At 60.6% G+C, this 18715-nt stretch carries 20 protein-coding genes and 1 tRNA gene; 9 read left to right on the top strand and 12 right to left on the bottom strand.

From position 1 onward, the window contains the following. Positions 1-2 precede the first annotated feature (2 nt). From BLU11_RS14490 to BLU11_RS14525, 8 genes are all read right to left on the bottom strand, one after another. Positions 3-695, bottom strand: a complete 693-nt coding sequence (locus BLU11_RS14490; protein WP_090274558.1) for an ABC transporter permease — start codon at positions 693-695, stop codon at positions 3-5. A gap of 55 nt (positions 696-750) precedes the next feature. Next, positions 751-1503, bottom strand: a complete 753-nt coding sequence (locus tag BLU11_RS14495; protein ID WP_090274560.1) for an ABC transporter substrate-binding protein — start codon at positions 1501-1503, stop codon at positions 751-753. Beyond that, positions 1500-2282, bottom strand: coding sequence for an ABC transporter ATP-binding protein (locus tag BLU11_RS14500; RefSeq protein ID WP_090274562.1), 783 nt, complete (start codon positions 2280-2282; stop codon positions 1500-1502). Before BLU11_RS14500 ends, BLU11_RS14495 begins: the two co-directional genes overlap by 4 nt. Positions 2283-2535: 253 nt before the next feature. Next, positions 2536-2611, bottom strand: a tRNA-Phe gene (locus BLU11_RS14505). Positions 2612-2708: 97 nt separating this feature from the next. Then, on the bottom strand, positions 2709-2981 hold the full coding sequence (locus tag BLU11_RS14510; protein WP_090274563.1) for an oxidative damage protection protein: 273 nt from the start codon (positions 2979-2981) through the stop codon (positions 2709-2711). A 10-nt stretch (positions 2982-2991) separates the two neighbouring features. After that, positions 2992-4050 carry an A/G-specific adenine glycosylase gene (gene mutY / locus BLU11_RS14515; protein ID WP_090274566.1) on the bottom strand — a complete coding sequence of 353 codons (1059 nt, stop codon included), beginning with the start codon at positions 4048-4050 and terminating at the stop codon, positions 2992-2994. After that, positions 4047-6233, bottom strand: a complete 2187-nt coding sequence (locus BLU11_RS14520; protein ID WP_090274568.1) for an AsmA family protein — start codon at positions 6231-6233, stop codon at positions 4047-4049. Before BLU11_RS14520 ends, mutY begins: the two co-directional genes overlap by 4 nt. A 31-nt stretch (positions 6234-6264) precedes the next feature. Beyond that, positions 6265-7377 carry an NAD(P)/FAD-dependent oxidoreductase gene (locus BLU11_RS14525; protein WP_090274570.1) on the bottom strand — a complete coding sequence of 371 codons (1113 nt, stop codon included), beginning with the start codon at positions 7375-7377 and terminating at the stop codon, positions 6265-6267. A 98-nt stretch (positions 7378-7475) separates the two neighbouring features. Between BLU11_RS14525 and BLU11_RS14530 the strand changes: the two genes are divergently transcribed. The 5 genes from BLU11_RS14530 (at position 7476) to hisF (ending at position 11439) form a co-directional block, all read left to right on the top strand. Beyond that, positions 7476-8576, top strand: coding sequence for an endonuclease/exonuclease/phosphatase family protein (locus BLU11_RS14530; protein ID WP_231702212.1), 1101 nt, complete (start codon positions 7476-7478; stop codon positions 8574-8576). A gap of 77 nt (positions 8577-8653) precedes the next feature. Further along, on the top strand, positions 8654-9247 hold the full coding sequence (gene hisB, locus BLU11_RS14535; RefSeq protein ID WP_090274572.1) for an imidazoleglycerol-phosphate dehydratase HisB: 594 nt from the start codon (positions 8654-8656) through the stop codon (positions 9245-9247). Beyond that, positions 9248-9886, top strand: coding sequence for an imidazole glycerol phosphate synthase subunit HisH (hisH, locus tag BLU11_RS14540; protein ID WP_090274574.1), 639 nt, complete (start codon positions 9248-9250; stop codon positions 9884-9886). Between the two features lie 21 nt (positions 9887-9907). Then, on the top strand, positions 9908-10645 hold the full coding sequence (gene hisA / locus BLU11_RS14545; RefSeq protein ID WP_090274576.1) for a 1-(5-phosphoribosyl)-5-[(5-phosphoribosylamino)methylideneamino]imidazole-4-carboxamide isomerase: 738 nt from the start codon (positions 9908-9910) through the stop codon (positions 10643-10645). Between the two features lie 20 nt (positions 10646-10665). Then, positions 10666-11439 carry an imidazole glycerol phosphate synthase subunit HisF gene (gene hisF, locus BLU11_RS14550; protein WP_090274579.1) on the top strand — a complete coding sequence of 258 codons (774 nt, stop codon included), beginning with the start codon at positions 10666-10668 and terminating at the stop codon, positions 11437-11439. Between the two features lie 35 nt (positions 11440-11474). On the opposite strand, the gene BLU11_RS14555 is transcribed toward hisF, so the two are convergent. The 4 genes from BLU11_RS14555 to gpmI all read right to left on the bottom strand — a co-directional run bounded on the left by BLU11_RS14555 (position 11475) and on the right by gpmI (position 16603). Beyond that, on the bottom strand, positions 11475-12416 hold the full coding sequence (locus BLU11_RS14555) for a divergent polysaccharide deacetylase family protein (RefSeq protein ID WP_157718690.1): 942 nt from the start codon (positions 12414-12416) through the stop codon (positions 11475-11477). A 35-nt stretch (positions 12417-12451) separates the two neighbouring features. Beyond that, entirely contained in the window at positions 12452-13726 is a 1275-nt protein-coding gene (locus BLU11_RS14560; protein WP_090274584.1) for a S41 family peptidase, read from the bottom strand. 164 nt (positions 13727-13890) lie between these two features. After that, positions 13891-15054: a murein hydrolase activator EnvC family protein gene (locus BLU11_RS14565; RefSeq protein WP_090274586.1), complete on the bottom strand. Its 1164-nt coding sequence runs from the start codon at positions 15052-15054 to the stop codon at positions 13891-13893. 10 nt (positions 15055-15064) lie between these two features. Further along, positions 15065-16603 carry a 2,3-bisphosphoglycerate-independent phosphoglycerate mutase gene (gene gpmI / locus BLU11_RS14570; RefSeq protein ID WP_090274587.1) on the bottom strand — a complete coding sequence of 513 codons (1539 nt, stop codon included), beginning with the start codon at positions 16601-16603 and terminating at the stop codon, positions 15065-15067. A 171-nt stretch (positions 16604-16774) separates the two neighbouring features. Here gpmI and BLU11_RS14575 point away from each other — a divergent pair, with 171 nt between their 5' ends. The 4 genes from BLU11_RS14575 to BLU11_RS14590 all read left to right on the top strand — a co-directional run bounded on the left by BLU11_RS14575 (position 16775) and on the right by BLU11_RS14590 (position 18674). Continuing rightward, positions 16775-17200, top strand: a complete 426-nt coding sequence (locus tag BLU11_RS14575) for a rhodanese-like domain-containing protein (protein ID WP_090274589.1) — start codon at positions 16775-16777, stop codon at positions 17198-17200. 1 nt (position 17201) lies between these two features. Further along, positions 17202-17456 (top strand): glutaredoxin 3, encoded by a 255-nt coding sequence (grxC, locus tag BLU11_RS14580; protein WP_090274591.1) that lies wholly within the window; start codon positions 17202-17204, stop codon positions 17454-17456. Positions 17457-17544: 88 nt separating this feature from the next. Continuing rightward, on the top strand, positions 17545-18045 hold the full coding sequence (gene secB, locus BLU11_RS14585) for a protein-export chaperone SecB (RefSeq protein ID WP_090274592.1): 501 nt from the start codon (positions 17545-17547) through the stop codon (positions 18043-18045). 113 nt (positions 18046-18158) lie between these two features. After that, positions 18159-18674 carry a disulfide bond formation protein B gene (locus BLU11_RS14590; RefSeq protein WP_090274594.1) on the top strand — a complete coding sequence of 172 codons (516 nt, stop codon included), beginning with the start codon at positions 18159-18161 and terminating at the stop codon, positions 18672-18674. The last annotated feature ends 41 nt before the right edge of the window (positions 18675-18715 follow it).

The following is an 18715-nucleotide window of genomic DNA, read 5'->3' on the forward strand; positions in this document are numbered from 1 at the left end:
GGTCACAGTTCAGTCCTCGCGTAGCCCCGGTTGGCCCGATGCTCGAACCAGTGCAGCGCGGCCATGATAATGACTGTCAGACCCAGATAGATCAGTGCCGCCATGAAATAGAAAGTGAAGGGTTCCTTGGTGGCATTGGCCCCGACCTGTGCCTTGCGCATGATCTCTTCGAGAGAGATCAGCGATACCAGGGCGGTATCCTTGAGCAGAATCAGATACAGGTTGCCCAGTCCCGGCAGAGCCACACGCCACAATTGCGGCATGGTGATACGCCAGAAGATGCGCAGCCGCGACATACCCAGCGCCAGCCCGGCCTCACGTTGCCCCGGCGGGATCGACAGCAGCGCGCCGCGAAACACTTCCGTCGCGTAAGCACCGAAGCACAGCGCCAGGGCGATGGTGCCCGCGGCGAAGGGGCTGAGCGTCAGGTAGGGGTTACCAAAATGGCTGCCCAGCCAGTTCATGATCGAGGTGGTGCCATAATAGGCCATCAACACCCAGAGGGTTTCCGGAACGCCGCGCACCACCGAGGTATAGAAGCCACCGACACCGCGCAACGCTGCGCTGTTGGAGATCTTCGCGCTTGCCCCCAGCAGGCCAAGCAGCAGCCCCAACGCCACCGAGGCGAGAGACAAACGTATGGTCATCCAGGTCCCTTCAATCAGGGCTGGACCAAATCCGTGCAAATCGAGCATGAGGGTCAGGGTCTGTTGGTAAGCGCGACCGGGCCCCGCAGGGCCCGGTCAGCCATCAGTAAATGCTGAAGGGAAAGTACTTGGCGTTGATCTTCTCGTAGGTACCGTCTTCAACGATGGCCTGCAGGGCCTCGTTCAGACGGTCGCGCAGCGGGTCACCCTTGCGCACGGCAATACCGATCTTGTCGTCATCGAATACCGGCTCGCCCTTGAACTCGAAATCCGCGCCCGTATCGCTCTGCAGCCACTCATACTGGACAAATACGTCAGCCAGCACGCCATCAATGCGACCGGAGGCCATATCGAGGTAGGCGTTTTCCTGGGTGTCGTACAAACGGGTGCTGACCACATCTTCCAGATTCTCTTCCAGCCACTGGCCGGCGATAGTCGCACGCTGGGCACCGATGGTCTTGCCCTTCAGGTAATCCTTGTCCGCTTTGAAATCACTTTTCTTCGGCGCGACGAACTGCAGCTTGTTGGTGTAGTAGGGATCAGTGAAATCCACTGCCCGCTGGCGCTCTTCGGTGATCGACATGGAAGCCACCAGGAAATCGAAGCGGCGCGTGTTCAGAGCGGGAATGATGCCATCCCAGTCGGAGGTAACAACGCTGCATTCGGCGCCCATCTTCTCACACAGGGCGTGGGCGATATCCAGGTCAAAGCCTACTGCCTTGCCGGTATTGTCGATTTCATTGAAGGGCGGATAAGCGCCCTCAGTGCCGATACGCAGCTTTTCCGCTGCCATTGCCTGACCGCCGAGCAACACGGCGGCCAGTGCCGCCAGGAGAACTGCCTTGTAGCTTTTCATCGATACTGCTCCTTCTTATGGCTGGACATGAACTGTTTGCAGCGCTCGGATTTGGGATCATCAAAGACCTGATCCGGCGTGCCGATCTCTTCTACCTGCCCCTGATGCAGGAATACCACCTGACTGGAAACCTGACGGGCGAAGCCCAATTCATGGGTAACCAACAGCATAGTACGTCCTTCGTCAGCCAGCGCCCGAATTACCATCAGCACCTCGTGCACCATTTCCGGATCCAGCGCGGAGGTGGGCTCATCGAACAGAATGACCTGCGGCTGCATGGCCAGTGTACGGGCAATGGCTGCGCGCTGCTGCTGTCCACCGGACAATTGCGCGGGGAACGCATGCATCTTATCGGCGATGCCGACTTTTTCCAGAAACACCTCGGCGGCGGCGATGGCATCTACCTTGGACTGGCCCAACACGCGACGCGGCGCCTCGATGATGTTGTCGAGGATACTCATATGCGGCCACAGATTGAAACTCTGGAAAACGAAGCCGACCCGGGCACGCAGGCGATTGATCTGCTTGCTGTCAGCCGCCACCAGCGCGCCATCGCGCCCGGCCTTGAGCTTGAGCTCCTCGCCAGCCACGAGGATCTGGCCCCGGTGGGGATTCTCCAGCAGATCGATGCAGCGCAGCAGAGTGCTTTTACCGGAACCGGAAGAACCGAGGATGGAAATCACGTCGCCATCGCGGGCGAGCAGATCAACACCCTTGAGTACTTCAAGGTCGCCATAGCGCTTGTGCAGGTTACGCACTTCAAGAGCAGGGGGTGTCACGTGTCGTTATCCATTTTGAAGCAATTCGGCAAAACTAGCACAGCCGCCGGGTTCGACCAACAATCCTTATGCTGAGCCGACCAAAGCCACCGACTTTGTTCGATCTTGCCACGCGATAGATGAGTCGGCGCCAGACACGAAAATCTGCATGGCCGCTGACAGGGGCGGTGCCGGGAGAGACCATTGACTGGCCGGTCACCCACAACACGCCAATAAAAAAGCCCGCTGGGGTAAGCCAGCGGGCTTTGAATAGTGGTGCCCGGGGACGGAATCGAACCGCCGACACGGGGATTTTCAATCCCCTGCTCTACCGACTGAGCTACCCGGGCAACGGGGCGCTATTAAACGATTGAAGGCCTTTCATGTCAAGCATCTGCTGAAGATATTTTCACTTTTTTCAGCTGCTTAGGCCAATACGCCAGAAAATCAGGCTTCTGGCGGAACATAACCTTCTGCCTGAGCGTATTCTTCGCCCGACAGAAACTTGCCCATCTCCTGCTGGATGAACTTGCGGTCCTCGGCGTCCATCATGTTCAGACGGCGCTCGTTGATCAACATGGTCTGGTGGGCCTGCCATTCATCCCAGGCTTTCTTCGATACGTCATTGAAGATCGCCTCGCCTTTCGGGCCCGGATAGGGCGGACGGTCGAGACCGGGTAATTCCTGCTTGTACTTGCGGCATAACACAGTGCGCGACATGAAGGTCTCCTCAGGCAACTGGGTCAAGAAGTTGTTTTACCCGCTTGAGCAACTTGCTGACCGGCGCGGCCAGCCCCAGGCGGGAAGGTTGGCGCAGGTTATACCAGACCTGTCCGGCTTCGGCCACGCCCGGCGTCGTTCTGACCTGCACCAGCAGCGGCTGGATATCCAGATGAAAATGGCTGAAGGTGTGTCGCAGCGGCTCAAGGCGCTCGGTTGCTTCATGCTGCCAACCCAGCTGATCAAGCAGCGGCTCCAGCGCTGCGTGGTCATCCAGTTGCGGCGGACACCACAGGCCGCCCCACAAGCCACTGTCAGGCCGCCTCTGCAGCCAGACATCCCCTTCAGGATTGACCAGCAGCGGCATCACGCACTGCCGTACTGGCAATGCCTTGCGTGGTTTGGAATGAGGATAGGCAGCAGGCGTGCCGAGCATCCGCGCCGCGCAACCGGCCTGGACCGGACATACCAGGCACGATGGCTTGCTGCGGGTGCACAGGGTGGCGCCCAGATCCATCATCGCCTGGGTGTAATGATCGAAGCGTTGCGCTGGCGTATAGCTTTCGGCGATCTTCCACAGCCGGTCATGCACCGCCTTTTCACCCGGCCAGCCCTCGACGGCGTGATAGCGCGCCAGCACACGCTTGACGTTGCCATCCAGAATGGCTGCACGCAGCCCCATACTCAGGCTGGCAATGGCGCCGGCTGTGGAGCGTCCGATTCCCGGCAGCGCTTCCAGCCCTTCGACACTCGCGGGGAATACCCCGGCGTGCTGGTTGACCACAATCTGAGCGGTCTTGTGCAGGTTACGCGCACGACTGTAATAACCCAGCCCGGTCCACAGATGCAGCACCTCGTCCGGGTCCGCTGCAGCCAGCGCATGTACATCCGGCAGGGTAGTCATGAAGCGCTGATAATAGGGAATCACGGTGGCGACCTGGGTCTGCTGCAACATGATTTCCGACACCCAGACGCGATAGGGACTCATATTCTGCTGCCAGGGCAGATCCTTGCGGCCGTGCTGGTCGTACCAGGCCAGCACGGCCTCGGCGAAGGTTGCTGAGCTCACCGGCCGAACAACCCCTTGAGCGCATCACGCACTGCAGGAGCCTTGTCGCCAAACTCTTCTTCCAGTTTCTCGCCGACCTTGTCCTCGACCTTGCGCTCAGCTTCGTTGCGCAACAGCTGGCCGGCAATCCGTGTCACACCCTCGGTATCCACGCCGCAGCTTTTGGCGGCGTTGTGCAGATAACCTTCACAGCGGATCGGCCATTCGATGCCGACATAGCGCTCGTTCACCTGGCAGGCCGCGTCGGGCATGTCGCTCTTGTCACCTTCGAGCAGCAGCCCCAGTCGGTAATCCAGCCGCTGTTCCGGCAGGTTGATATCACCGTTACCCTTGGCTGCGATACCCGGCAACGCTGCGATCAGGTCGCGATTATTGATGTTGCCGTTGACGATCCTGAAGCTGCCACCCAGTTGGCTGAATGGCGTGTCCGCGCCGCCATGCTCAGCGCTCAGCGGCTTGCGATTGGCCAGCGCGATGGCCTGACACAACTTCTGCTCCAGATTGACACCGAGCAGCGCGCCATCGGCCACATCGAAGCGTACGTCGCCATTCAAGCCGTTGATCCAGCGGCGCATGCTGTTGCCCTGGGTTTTCAGGTCCATGCTCAGGTCCAGCTTGCCGCGAAACTGCTCGGCCATCTCATAGGCCCGTTGCAGTGCCAGCGAATCGATACCGTCGAGCCTGGCGTTCAAGCTCAGGGGCGCCGGTGAGCGACTGGCATTAATGGTCGCAGTGGCGGCGAATGTCCCACCGAATATACCGCCCTCGAACTGCTTCAGCTGCACGTTGCCGTCTACCGCCTCGACTGCTGTCTTGAACGGGCTGATAGTCTGACCAGTCAGCTGTACCTGCTGCATGTCCAGACTCCCGACCACGTTCAATCCGGTCAGGGTTTCCAGCGGCAGCACCGCATCGTTACTCCAGGGCTCCGGCGCCTTCTGCGAGCTGCTGCCGCCCTGAGCCGCCCCTGCCGGGGTCGGCTTGTCTTCCGGCGGCGGCAGGTAATGATCGATATTCAGACTGTTACCACTCAGGTCGAAGCGCAGCGCCTGACGCTCGAAATTTGCCAGGCCCATACTACCGTTCAGCTCGGTGCCATCCACGATCAACTTCAGATTCTGCAGCATCATGCTGTTATCGCTGCCGGCCAGGTCAGCGCTCAACGCCACTTTGCTCAAAGCATTGTTCTTCGCCATCGCCGGCAGGCTCTGACCCAGCGCATGCATCAACGCGCGGGCGTCGAACTCGGCAACGTTGATCGCGCCAGCCAGCTGCATGTCGGTGTCCAGTTGACTGGCTGTCAACTGACCGGTAGCCCGCAGATCAGCCAGCGACAGACGCAACTGTTTCAGCTCGGCAACCTGTTTCTGCAGATCGATCACGCTGTCGCCCTGCAACTGCATATTCACCGCACGATCACCAAAGGGGTCGCCACTGGCGTCCAGCTTGAGATCAAAGCCATCCAGCTGATAAAGCGCGTTATCCAGATCGAAACTGGCGACAGTATGCAGGTCGATGCGCACGCGCATGGCTGGCTGCCCGGTGGCCAGCAGACCGAGAAACTCCACGTCGAAGGGCTCATTCTCAATCAGCGCACCGGTGCTCAGGTTTACGTCTTCGAGGGACACTTTCTGAGCGCTGCGACGATCAAGGTAGGTGACACGGGCGTTGGTGATACGCACACTTTCCACCGCCACATCCAACTGACCGTGCTCATCCGCTTCAGCCTCTGCTTCAGCCTGTCCTTCGGCCGCCTCTTCGCTGACGGCATCCGCCTCACTCTGCGGTCCAATGGTCGACCAGTTGGCCACGCCGTTCTCGTCGACTTCCAGATTCAGAGTGATGTCATCCAGAATCACATCGCTCATGCGCAGTTGTTTGCGCAGCAGTGGCAATACTTCCACCCCCAGACCCATGCTGCCGACGCTGGCCAGGGTCTTTTCCGGATGCTCGATCGGGGCCAGACCGACCTGCTTGAGCTCGATGCCCAGCCAGGGAAACAGTGACCAGCCAATATCGCCGCCCAGGGTCAGCTCCACATTGGCCTGCTCCCGGGCTGCCTGCTGGATCTGCTCCTTGTAGTCGTTGGGATCGAACATGCGGGTCAGGAAGAACAGCACCCCGATCCCCAGCACGACAAGGGCCAGCACCACCAGGCCAATGATCTTGGCTAGCTTTTTCATATCTACTCCCGTGATTCAGATTGTCGCCAGATTAAAGGTTGTCCAACTGCCCCGCCACCTCTTCGGCCAATGCCAGGCTGGCGGTGAGCCCTGGGGATTCGATGCCGAACAGACTCACGACACCCTGCAGGCCATGAATGGCGGGGCCCTGAATCATGAAATCAGCAGCGGCAGCGCCCGGCCCGCTGAGTTTGGCACGCACCCCGGCGTAGCCCGGTTGCAGGCGCTCGGCGCGACATTCCGGCCAATAGCGCTGGATCGATCGGGCAAAGCTCTCGCCCGATCCAGCATCGACCTGATAGTCAATGCTGTCGGTGTAGCGCACGTCCGGCCCGAACCGCAGCTGACCACCCAGATCCAGCGTAGCATGCACACCCAGACCAACCGCGTTGGGCTCGGGCATGGGATAGACCAGATGGCGGAAGGGCGAAGAGCCCGAATAACTGAAGTAGCGGCCCTGGCAGTAATGCAGTGGCGGAATCAACGCCGCTGGATAACAGTCGATTGAGTGAGCCAACTGCTGGGCAAACAACCCGCCGGCGTTGATCAGCCAGCGGCAACTGACGGCGAACGGCTGGCCGCTGCTCTGCCCCTGTACCAGCCACCGCTCACCCTGACGCTCAACCCGATCGACTCGGGTACGCAGGCACAGCTGCCCACCCTGCCCTAGCAGCACCGTCTCGAAGGATTGCATCAATGCATGGCTGTCGACGATCCCGGTCAATGGTGAGAACAGGCCACCGACAGCGGTGACGGCAGGCTCCAATTCATGCACCTGGGCCGCATTCAGCGATTGCAGCTGCACGCCACATGCCTGTGCATTGAACCGCAGCTGCTCCAGCGCCGGCAGCTCATCATCAGCGGTCGCCACCAGCAGTTTGCCGATACGTCTGTGCGGTACCCGGTGTGCTTCACACCAGGCGTACAACCGATCGCGCCCGTCCAGACAAAGCCTGGCCTTGAGCGAGCCCGACGGATAATAGATACCCGCATGGATCACTTCACTGTTACGGCTGGAGGCATGCTCACCGATGCTGGCTTCGCGCTCCAGGATCATCACGTCCCGCCCCCCGCTGGCCAGGCGCTGGGCGATGGCCAAACCGACCACACCTGCGCCCACCACAATCACCTCGATATCCGCCACACCCGCCTCTGCTCATCCTGCTCATTTTGCCGCCTCATTCGTCACCAGGAAAGCCGCCCGCTGGCAAAGAATGGCTTATGCGTTAGGATAACCCGTCCATGACAAACGAGATGCCCTTTATGGCCTGGATGATCCTCAGCCTGACTACCGGCGTACTTGCACTGCTGACTCTGTTGCCGCTGAGTCGACATGAGACTTGGTGGGTGCGAGTATGGGACTTCCCCCGACTGCAACTGGCAACCCTGCTGGCACTGCAATTGGTGGCCTGCCTGACCCTGTTGGACCTGACCCAGCTGCCCAGTTGGTTGCCGATCCTGATCTGCAGCCTGTGTCTGACCTACCAGGCCTGGTGGATATTGCCCTATACCCGGCTGTGGAAGCCTGAGGTCCAGCAGGCGGCAGATCAGGATGGCGAGACTCTGCGCATTCTCGTATCCAATGTGCTGACCACCAACCGCCGCGCCGATCTGTTGCTGGCGCAGATACGCAAGCATCAGCCCGACATCTTCGTCACCCTGGAGTCCAATGATTGGTGGCAGCAGCAATTGGACTCGCTGCAAGCGGATTACCCACATACCGTCAAATGCCCGTTGGAAAACCTCTATGGCATGCATGTCTACTCGCGCCTGCCACTGCAGGACGCTGAGGTCGCCTGGCTGGTGGAGGATGACGTACCTTCGATCCATACCGGCGTCATACTGCCCAGCGGTGCCTGCGTGCGTGTGCACTTCCTGCACCCGGCTCCACCCAGTCCGAGTGAGAACGACGAATCCACCGAGCGCGATGTCGAACTGCTGGTGATCGCCAAACGCATCGAAGAAGCCGATTGTCCGGTCATCGTTACCGGTGATCTGAACGATGTAGCCTGGTCCACTACCACTCGGCTGTTTCGCAAGATCAGCGGCCTGCTGGATCCGCGCGTCGGGCGTGGTATGTTCAACACCTTCCATGCCGGACATTGGTATCTGCGCTGGCCGCTGGATCATATCTTCCACAGCAGCCATTTCACCCTGCGCACCATCATGCGCCTGCCGGATATCGGTTCTGACCACTTCCCGGTACTGGTGGAATTGCACTATCACGCCGCCGAACAGGCTCAGGAAGGCCTGGATGCCGATAGCGACGACCAGGAGCTGGCCGAGGAAAAGCTGGATGCAGAGCCGGTCGACCCTCAAGACGTTCCCGAACCGGGGCGCTAATCCCAGCTGTCTATAGCCCCGGGGATGGGCTAGCCGTATAATGCCCGCCCTTGATTTATATATTGTGGAGAATTGCCATGACGGAGCGCAGGGCGAGTGTCGAGCGCAACACGTCGGAAACGCAGATCAAAGTGGAAATCAATCTGGACGGCACCGGCCAGGCGCACTTTGATATCGGCGTTCCCTTCCTCGAACACATGCTTGACCAGGTAGCTCGACACGGCCTGATCGATATGCATATCGAGTGTCGTGGCGATCTGGATATTGACGATCACCACACCGTGGAAGATGTCGGCATCACCCTCGGCCAGGCGTTTGCCAAGGCGGTGGGTGACAAGAAGGGACTGCGCCGCTACGGCCACTCCTACGTGCCGATGGACGAAGCCCTGTCGCGTGTCGCACTGGACTTCTCCGGCCGCCCCGGCCTGCAGATGCACGTGCCCTTCACCCGCGCGGTGGTGGGTCGTTTTGACGTTGATCTGTTCCAGGAATTCTTCCAGGGCTTCGTCAACCATGCGCTGGTCACCCTGCACATCGACAATCTGCGTGGCATCAATACCCACCACCAGATCGAGACCGTGTTCAAGGCCTTCGGCCGCGCGCTGCGCATGGCTGTTGAAATCGACCCGCGCATGGGCGACCGCATCCCTTCGACCAAGGGGTCGCTGTAAATGAGTGCAGTAGTCGTTATCGACTACGGCATGGGCAACCTGCACTCGGTGGCCAAGGCGCTGGAACATGCTGGCGCGCGCCAGGTGACAGTCACCAGTGATCCGCAGCAGATTCTGGATGCCGAGCGCGTGGTACTGCCCGGCGTCGGCGCCATCCGCGACTGCATCAGCGAACTGCGCAAGCTGGGACTGGATCAGGTCGTGCGTCAGGTAGTAACCGAAAAACCCCTGCTGGGCATCTGTGTCGGCATGCAGATGCTGCTGGAGCGCAGTGAAGAAAATGGCGGCGTGGACGGCCTCGGCCTGTTTCCCGGCGAGGTGAAGTTCTTCGGTGATGACCTGAACGAAGACGGCGAGCGCCTCAAGGTGCCGCACATGGGCTGGAACCAGGTCAAACAGACCGGCGACCACCCACTGTGGCACCGCATCGCACAGGATGCGCGCTTCTATTTCGTACACAGCTACTACGCCAGCCCGGTGAGACCGACTCAGACAGCCGGACGCTGCCATTACGGTGTCGATTTTGCCGCTGCGCTGGTACAGGACAATATTTTCGCCACCCAATTCCACCCGGAAAAGAGCCATACCAACGGCCTGCAGCTGCTGCAGAATTTCCTGGTGTGGGATGGCCGCTGGTAAACCGATCAGGAAAATCTAGCCATGCTCATTATCCCCGCGATTGACCTCAAGGACGGCGCCTGCGTTCGTCTGCGCCAAGGCCTGATGGATGACGCCACGGTGTTCTCCGATGACCCGGTGGCCATGGCCGCCAAATGGGTCGAAGCCGGCTGCCGCCGCCTGCACCTGGTGGACCTGAATGGCGCCTTTGAAGGTAAGCCGATCAACGGCGACGTAGTTACCGCCATTGCCAAGCGTTACCCGGATCTGCCGATCCAGATCGGTGGTGGTATTCGCTCGCTGGACACCATCGAGCACTACGTCCGCGCAGGCGTCAGCTACGTGATCATCGGCACCAAAGCAGTCAAGCAGCCGGAGTTTGTCGGCGAAGCCTGCCGCGCCTTTCCCGGCAAGGTGATTGTCGGGCTGGATGCCAAGGACGGCTTTGTGGCCACCGACGGCTGGGCAGAAGTCAGCGACCTGCAGGTCATCGATCTGGCCAAACGCTTCGAAGCTGACGGCGTATCCGCAATTGTCTACACCGACATCGCCAAGGACGGCATGATGCAGGGCTGCAACGTGGAAGCCACCGCAGCACTGGCCAATGCCACCTCGATTCCGGTGATTGCCTCCGGCGGTATTCACAATCTGAGCGATATCCAGAAACTGCTGGATGCCCGCGCACCGGGGATCATCGGCGCCATTACCGGCCGCGCCATCTATGAAGGCACGCTGGATGTCGCGCAAGCGCAGGCACTGTGCGACGCTGCGGCCAACTGAACAACCACCGGAGAGCTGACATGGCGCTGGCCAAACGCATCATCCCTTGCCTCGACGTGGAAAATGGTCGCGTCGTCAAAGGCGTGAAGTTCGAGAACATCCGTGACGCCGGAGACCCGGTGGAAATCGCCCGGCGCTACAACGAGCAGGGCGCGGACGAGATCACCTTTCTCGACATCACCGCCACCCACGAAGGCCGTGACACCACGCTGCATACCGTCGAGCGCATGGCCAGCGAGGTATTCATCCCGCTGACTGTGGGCGGTGGCGTGCGTACCGTTCAGGATATTCGCAATCTGTTGAATGCCGGGGCGGACAAGGTCTCGATCAACTCCGCTGCGGTGTTCACTCCGGACTTTGTCGGCGAGGCGGCCGATCGCTTCGGCTCGCAATGCATTGTCGTCGCCATCGATGCCAAGCGCGTGTCTGCCCTCGGTGAGCCGGGGCGCTGGGAAATCTTCACCCATGGCGGGCGCAAGCCCACCGGGTTGGATGCGGTGGAGTGGGCGAAGAAGATGGAAGCACTGGGCGCCGGCGAAATCCTGCTGACCAGCATGGATCAGGACGGTGTGAAGAGCGGCTACGATCTGGGCGTAACCCGCGCCATCAGCGACGCGGTGGGCGTACCGGTGATCGCTTCGGGCGGTGTCGGCAACCTGCAGCATCTGGCTGATGGCGTACTGCTCGGCGGCGCCGACGCAGTACTGGCCGCCAGTATCTTCCACTTCGGTGAGTTCACCATCGGCGAAGCCAAGGCGTATATGGCCGAGCGCGGGATCGAAATGCGGGTGTAAACCTTTCCCCCTCTCTCGCAAGGGGAGAGGGGCACTCAACGCCGATACTTGCGCGCCAGCAGCTCCTCCACACTGACTACCAGCACTCCTTCAACTTGCTCCAGACCAGCTAACCGCCGCTCCAGATAATCCAGTGTTTCCGGATAGGGGTGGCCGATGACCAGTGCTGTGCCCTGCTTGCGCGCCAGCTCCAGTGCACGCTGGAAGGCGGCGTCGATAGCCACTGCGGTACGCTCATTGTCCAGAAACACATCCCGCGACAGATGCCGCACGCCCTGCGCCTCGGCGGCAAAGGCGGCCTGGGTATCCGGGGAGGTGCGGCTGTCGATGAAGAACAGCCCACGCGCGCCGAGAACCTGCATCACCCAATCCATGGCTTCGCGATTGCTGGTCAGGCGGCTGCCCATGTGATTGTTGAGGCCCTGAATGGGGATAAAACTGTTCAGGTTGGCTTGCAGCGTTGTTTCCAGTTCAGCCCTATTCATCTCGGCATACAAACCGCCCTGCCCGATCGGCAGCGCCGCGCCACTCTCCATGGGTTGATGCAACATGACGGTCTTGCCGGCCGCTCCCGCCTCGCTGGCCAGCCGCTGGGCTGACTGGGTATGCGGCAGTATGGCCAGCGCCACGGGCGCCGGCAGGGCGATGAGACGCCGCCCCCGGATCAAGCTGTGGCCGACATCATCAATGATGATACCAATGGCAGGTGTGGCGGCCGCAGCGGGGGCTGAGGCGATGGGCTGCGGTTCTTCAACAATCTGCTGGAACGGTGCAGCAGGGGCGTGTTCAGGCTCGGCCTGAGCGGCACGCTCCAGTTCCAGCCAGCGCGCACGCAGCTCATCGTAATAGGCTGCATCGCTCTGCGCCGTATCTGGTATCGCCACGGTCTGTTCAGTGACGGCTGGTGCTGCTTCGGCCGCCGGCGGATCATCCGGCTCGCCACAGCCGGTCAGTGCCAGCGTCAACAGCCCAAGCATGATCGCGCGGACCATGCCAGGGCAAAACGATAATGTCATCGGCTGCGGGTGATATTCAGTCCCTTGAGCAGATTCAAGGCTTGATTCAATTGATAGTCGGCCTCGCGTGCTGTCGCTTCATCTGTCACCTGTCTGCGCAATGTCCGACGCTCCTCGCCACTGTCATTGTTCAGATGGCCGAGCAGATCGGCCTCGCGATAACTCGCTTCTTCCGCGTTGCGAGTCAAGAGCGCCCGTTCGACCTGAATATCCGGCACTATGCCCTGAGCCTGGATCGAGCGTCCGTTCGGTGTGTAGTACAGCGCGGTGGTCAATTTCAGCGCACGGTCGTTGTTCAGCGGCAATACCGTCTGCACCGAGCCCTTGCCGAAGCTGTCGGTCCCCATGATCACCGCCCGGCCCCGGTCCTGCAGCGCGCCGGCGACAATCTCCGAGGCGGACGCCGAGCCACCGTTGATCAGCACCACCAGCGGAATATTCTTGCCGGGATTGGCCGAGGAGGCGTTGAAACGCATCTCGGTATTCGGCAGGCGACCCTTGGTATAGACGATCAGGCCGTCGCTGAGGAAAGCATCGGCAACCTCCACTGCAGACTGCAGTACGCCGCCCGGGTTGTTGCGCAGATCCAGTACCAGCCCCTTGAGCTCGTCCTTGGCGGTAAGCGTTTTCAGGCTGCGGCGGACTTCTTCACCGGTATTGTTCTGAAACTGGGTAATCCGCAAATAGGCGTAGCCCGGGTCGAGAGCTTCGGTGCGCACGCTCTTCACCTTGATCACCGCACGTTCCAGCTGCACGTCGAAAGGCGTGCCGGCACCACGTACCAGTGTCAGGGTAATTTTCGAGCCGGCCGGCCCACGCATTCTATCCACCGCATCCATCAGGCTCATGCCCTTGACCGGGTGATCATCAATCTTGACGATCAGGTCCCCCGGCTCGATACCGGCCCGAGAAGCCGGCGTATCGTCAATCGGCGAGATGACTTTGATGAAGCCATCTTCCTGCCCCACTTCAATGCCCAGTCCGCCGAACTGCCCACTGGTGGTGTCCTGCAGCCCCTGGAAGGCTTCGGGTTCGAGGTAGGCCGAGTGCGGGTCCAGCCCTTCGAGCATGCCGCGGATGGCATTCTCCAGCATGGTGGCATCATCCACCGGCTCGACATAGGAGGTGCGGATCCGCTCCAGCACTTCGGTGAAGGTGCGCAGTTCATTGAGCGGAAGCGGGGCCGCCGCCTCTTGGTCCTGAGCCTGCACGGGGATCCAGCCGAGCATGAGACTCAGACAGGCAATGGACATTTTCTGCACAGCGGTCATCGAATTCTCCAAGTCAAGACGTTGGATTCGTAAAGGATTCCGGCATATGCCGGACTTAACTGATGACCTCCGGCCGCATGAAGTCACTCAGCACACCCACCGCCCCGTAAAGCGCAGCGAGTCACTGCAGCATGAACGAGCCCATGGGATTTTTCAAAGAGTTCTCAACTGGGAAGCATACACCAGGCCGCCGGATCGAGCGCCCGGCCCCGGTGACGAATGGAAAAATACAATGCAGCCTCGCCCATCCCGCCGCTGTTGCCCACCGTGGCAACGGCCTCGCCCGGCTGAACCCAGCTGCCAACATCTCGCAGCAGGCTCTGATTATGACCGTACAGGCTCAGATAGCCGTTTCCGTGGTCGAGAATCAGCAATAAGCCGGAGCCGCGCAGCCAGTCAGCGAACACCACACGCCCGCCATGCACCGCATGCACCGGCGCCCCCTCCTGAGCACCGATCAGCAGACCATCCCATTTGAGCCTGGAATCCGCTCCCCGCTGGCTGCCGAAGCGCGCCTGGATCCTGCCATTGACCGGCAGGGGCAGCTTGCCCTTGGCCTGGGCGAACGGCAGACTGCCGGCCGGCGCCGGAATGCTGGTGATGGCTTCATCAAGCTTCTTGATCAGCGCAGCCAGCTCGGCACGTTCTGTTTCACGCTGGCTGATCTGCTGCTGCTGGGATTGGCTACGCCCACGTAGCCCGGCCAGTACCCTGGCGCGGTTCTCACGCTCGGCCTCCAGCTCCTGTTGGCGAGCCGCCAGCGCCTGCCGATCCTGCTGCAATGCTGTCTGCTGACCGGCGATCTGCGCGCTGGCATCACGGATCTGGGCGATGGTGTCGGTGTAACGCTCGACTTCCTCCACCCGCGCCCGGCTTACATAGCCGTAATAGCGCAGCATGCGCGCGACGCGTGACGGGTCATCCTGATTGAGCACCATCTTCAGATAATCCTGACGCCCGGCCATGTAGGCCGCGCGCACCTGCCTGGCGATCTGCTCCTGCTGAGCCTCCAGCGCCACCTGTAACGCCTCAGCTTGTTGTTGCAGATCCTGCAGGCGGCTCTCGCCCTCACGAATCTGCTGCTCCATGTCGGTGCTTTCCCGACGCAACCGACCGATTTCGCTCTCGCTGGTCTCCAGCTCCTTCTCCAGGCCGGATACTTCCTGCTTGAGCGAGCCCAGCAACTTCTTCAGCCGGGCAATCTCCTGCTCGGTCTGCTTCAGTTCGGCTCTGGCCTTTTCGGCATCAGCAGGCTGCGCCAGCGCGGGTAGCGCCAGCAGCATCAGCACCAGACAGAGCACCGCTCCGGTCCATGACCGATAGTTCATGACCGCGGGCTCAGCGCTGCAGACTGACGATGGAGCGGCCGGTCATCTCCGCCGGCTGCTCCATTCCGAGCAGCGTCAGCACGGTGGGCGCCACGTCGGACAGGATGCCACCGTCACGCATGCTCACCTGGCGCGGCCCGACATACACGAAAGGTACCGGTTCGCAAGTATGCGCCGTGTGGGCCTGACCGGTGCTGCTGTCAGCCATCTGCTCAACGTTGCCGTGGTCGGCGGTGATCAGTGCTTCGCCACCCACCTTGGCCAGCGCCGCCTCGATGCGAGCGATGCAATGATCCAGACATTCAACCGCCTTGACCGCCGCCTCGAACACCCCGGTATGACCGACCATATCGCCGTTGGCATAATTGACGATGATAGCGTCATAACGCTGCTGCTCGATGGCTTCAACGATGCGATCAGTGACTTCGGGTGCACTCATTTCCGGCTGCAGGTCGTAGGTGGCGACCTTCGGTGACGGGATCAGGATGCGCTCTTCGCCTTCAAAGGGTTCTTCGCGGCCACCGGAAAAGAAGAAGGTAACGTGGGCGTATTTCTCGGTTTCAGCGATACGCAGCTGAGTCTTGCCGTTGTTTGCCAGATACTCGCCCAGCACGTTGGTCAGCGATGACGGCGGGAAGGCGCATGGCGCCGGGATATCCGCGGCGTACTGGGTGAGCATGACGTAACCGGCCATGTTCAGCGCACGCTGCCGGGCAAAGCCGTCAAAGTCCGGCTGAACGAACGCCCGGCTCAGTTCACGGGCACGGTCGGCGCGAAAGTTCATGAAGATCACTGCGTCGCCATCTTCCACACGCACCGGCTCGCCGATGACGGTAGCCTTGACGAACTCGTCACTCTCGCCGCGCTGATAGGCTGCTTCCAGCCCGGCCTCGGCGCTGGCCGCGCTGAACTCGCCCTGCCCTTCGCTGATCAGGTTATAGGCGGCTTCGACCCGCTCCCAGCGATTGTCGCGATCCATGGCGAAATAACGACCGATCAGGCTGGCGGTACGTCCCTTGCCCAGACGCTGATAAGCCTGTTCCAGCAGAACCAGGGAAGGCGCAGCGCTTTTTGGCGGCGTATCGCGGCCATCAAGGAACGCGTGCACGTGAATCTGCTCGGCACCGCGGCCGGCCGCCAGCTCTACCATGGCGACCATCTGACTCTCATGACTGTGCACGCCACCCGGAGACAGCAGCCCCATGACATGCACAGCGCGGCCCGCCTGCACAGCCTTATCGACCGCCTGACAAATGGTTTCATTGGTGAAGAAGTCGCCATCGGCGATGGCCTTGGTTACCCGGGTGAAGTCCTGATATACCACCCGGCCGGCACCGAGGTTCATGTGGCCGACTTCCGAGTTGCCCATCTGCCCATCCGGCAACCCCACATCCATACCGGAACCGGAAACCAGGGTATGCGGTGCGTTCGCCCACAGGCGATCCCAGACGGGGGTGTTGGCGGCCATGATTGCGTTGGACTCAGGTGAATCGCTGTGTCCAAAGCCATCCAGAATCATCAATACCACGGGTTTGGGAGTTGCTGTCATCCGATTAGACTCGCTGTATGAAAGAGGCAAGGGAGTGCACTGCCGCGCCGCGGCAGGTGTGCTGCCGCCAGTTTACTTGGCCGGCTGCGGCGTGTCATGCACACCGGAGGTTCTGCCACCCGACCGGGCTGTGTATACTGGCGGCCTTCAACGATTCCGGAATTATACTTCATGCAGTTTCTACAGCATCTTATCGAGTTCATAGGCAATCATTATTGGTTGGCCACGGCCTTTCTGGTGGTACTTGCGCTGCTGATCATCACCGAAGGCCGCAAGGCCGGCAAAGCCATCACCACACAGCAGGCTACGACATTGATCAACCGGGAAAATGCCCTGGTTGTCGATGTGCGGCCGAAGAAGGATTACGCTGCAGGGCATATTGTCGACTCGATCAATATCCCCCAGGACAGTTTCGCAACACGGATGGCCGAGCTGGAAAAGCACAAGGAGCGCCCCATTATCCTGGCCTGTGCCAATGGCCAGCATTCCGGCCCTTGCTCCAAGCAATTGAAAGCCGCAGGCTACAATCAGGTAAGCCGGCTTGCCAATGGCATCGGAGGCTGGCGTTCAGACAACCTGCCACTTGTTAAGGGCTGATATGACTGACATCACTATATACAGCAGCAATTACTGTCCGTTCTGCATCCGCGCCAAGCAACTGCTGGACAGCAAGGGCGTCGATTACAATGAGATCCGCGTAGACGGCAAGCCCGACGTGCGCGCCGAAATGACTCGGCTGGCGGGCAGGACATCGGTACCGCAGATCTGGATCAATGGCACCCATGTCGGCGGCTGCGATGAGCTGGTAGCACTGGAACGCTCGGGCAAACTGGATACAATGCTGGCTGGCTGAACTTTATTCGGCAGCCCCTGAAAAACGTAGCAAGCGCAGCAGCTTTCCAGGGGCTGCCCAAGACAAATGGAACCAACAAGGATTGAACATGGCTGACGAACAACAAAACAACGCAAACACCAATGGCGCACAGGGTAACCAGCCGCAGGTGCAGTTCAATCTGCAGCGCATCTATATCAAGGACCTTTCCTTCGAATCTCCGAAAGCGCCGGCAGTATTCCAGAGCCAGTGGAACCCGAAGGTCAACCTCGACCTGAACACGCGCCACACCGAGCTGCAGGAAGGCATCTACGAAGTCGTGCTGAGCCTGTCCGCCACTGTTACCAACGGCGAAGAGGAAGTCACCTTCATCGCGGAAGTACAGCAGGCTGGCATCTTCGCCATCAACGGCCTGGATGAAGCCGGCATGCGTCATACACTCGGCGCCTTCTGCCCGAACATCCTGTTCCCCTATGCGCGCGAGGCCATCGATAGCCTGGTGCTGCGTGGCAGCTTCCCTCCGCTGATGCTGGCTCCGGTCAATTTCGACGCCCTGTTCGCTCAGGCAGAACAGCGCCGCGCAGCTGAAACAGCCGAAGCCGAGGCCTGATCGCACCCGCTCGCCGGCCCGCTCTGCGGCCGGCGACGCTTGCGCCTCTTGTCAGCTCCTCCCCCATCATCTAAGGTATTTGCCGCTTCCCCCCCCCAGCTATGGATGTGCGCATGACCCTGCCTGCTTCACGCCCGCTTTACCTGCTCGCTTTCATCACCTGCGCACTGCTTCTGGCGGCAGCGTACTACATGGAATACGTCATGGGCCTGCTGCCCTGCCCGCTGTGCATTGTGCAGCGCTTTGCCTTTCTGCTTATCGGCCTGATCTGCCTGGGCGCAGTGCTGCATAACCCGCAGCCCAAGCGTGAGCGCCGACGCAACCTGGCCGCGCGCGCCTATGCCTTCGGCGTCACCCTGTTTGCCGTGTTCGGCGGTGCCACCGCCAGCCGTCAGGTCTGGCTGCAGCATCAACCCGCCGATCAGTTGCCATCCTGTCTGCCCAGCCTCGACTACATGGTTGATGTGCTGCCGGTGTTCGAGATGCTCACGCTGTTGTTCAGCGGCACCGCCGATTGTGCCAAGGTGACCTGGACCTTCCTCGGCCTGAGTATTGCAGAATGCACCTTGCTGGCCTTCATCGGCTTCGCCCTATTCGGATTGCTTCAACTGGTCCGCCGCGAAGACTGAAGCCCACCGCGCCACCGCAAGTCTTGATACCGTCGTACGGA

This window comes from Halopseudomonas litoralis, assembly GCF_900105005.1.
Lineage (GTDB): Bacteria > Pseudomonadota > Gammaproteobacteria > Pseudomonadales > Pseudomonadaceae > Halopseudomonas > Halopseudomonas litoralis.

Bases quoted from the DNA above. Each gene is read 5' to 3' on its own strand.
- BLU11_RS14490 (WP_090274558.1), bottom strand. From the start codon at position 695: ATGCTCGATTTGCACGGATTTGGTCCAGCCCTGATTGAAGGGACCTGG.
- BLU11_RS14495 (WP_090274560.1), bottom strand. From the start codon at position 1,503: ATGAAAAGCTACAAGGCAGTTCTCCTGGCGGCACTGGCCGCCGTGTTG.
- BLU11_RS14510 (WP_090274563.1), bottom strand. From the start codon at position 2,981: ATGTCGCGCACTGTGTTATGCCGCAAGTACAAGCAGGAATTACCCGGT.
- BLU11_RS14520 (WP_090274568.1), bottom strand. From the start codon at position 6,233: ATGAAAAAGCTAGCCAAGATCATTGGCCTGGTGGTGCTGGCCCTTGTC.
- BLU11_RS14530 (WP_231702212.1), top strand. From the start codon at position 7,476: ATGACAAACGAGATGCCCTTTATGGCCTGGATGATCCTCAGCCTGACT.
- hisB (WP_090274572.1), top strand. From the start codon at position 8,654: ATGACGGAGCGCAGGGCGAGTGTCGAGCGCAACACGTCGGAAACGCAG.
- hisH (WP_090274574.1), top strand. From the start codon at position 9,248: ATGAGTGCAGTAGTCGTTATCGACTACGGCATGGGCAACCTGCACTCG.
- hisA (WP_090274576.1), top strand. From the start codon at position 9,908: ATGCTCATTATCCCCGCGATTGACCTCAAGGACGGCGCCTGCGTTCGT.
- hisF (WP_090274579.1), top strand. From the start codon at position 10,666: ATGGCGCTGGCCAAACGCATCATCCCTTGCCTCGACGTGGAAAATGGT.
- BLU11_RS14555 (WP_157718690.1), bottom strand. From the start codon at position 12,416: ATGCTTGGGCTGTTGACGCTGGCACTGACCGGCTGTGGCGAGCCGGAT.
- BLU11_RS14560 (WP_090274584.1), bottom strand. From the start codon at position 13,726: ATGACCGCTGTGCAGAAAATGTCCATTGCCTGTCTGAGTCTCATGCTC.
- BLU11_RS14565 (WP_090274586.1), bottom strand. From the start codon at position 15,054: ATGAACTATCGGTCATGGACCGGAGCGGTGCTCTGTCTGGTGCTGATG.
- gpmI (WP_090274587.1), bottom strand. From the start codon at position 16,603: ATGACAGCAACTCCCAAACCCGTGGTATTGATGATTCTGGATGGCTTT.
- BLU11_RS14575 (WP_090274589.1), top strand. From the start codon at position 16,775: ATGCAGTTTCTACAGCATCTTATCGAGTTCATAGGCAATCATTATTGG.
- grxC (WP_090274591.1), top strand. From the start codon at position 17,202: ATGACTGACATCACTATATACAGCAGCAATTACTGTCCGTTCTGCATC.
- secB (WP_090274592.1), top strand. From the start codon at position 17,545: ATGGCTGACGAACAACAAAACAACGCAAACACCAATGGCGCACAGGGT.
- BLU11_RS14590 (WP_090274594.1), top strand. From the start codon at position 18,159: ATGACCCTGCCTGCTTCACGCCCGCTTTACCTGCTCGCTTTCATCACC.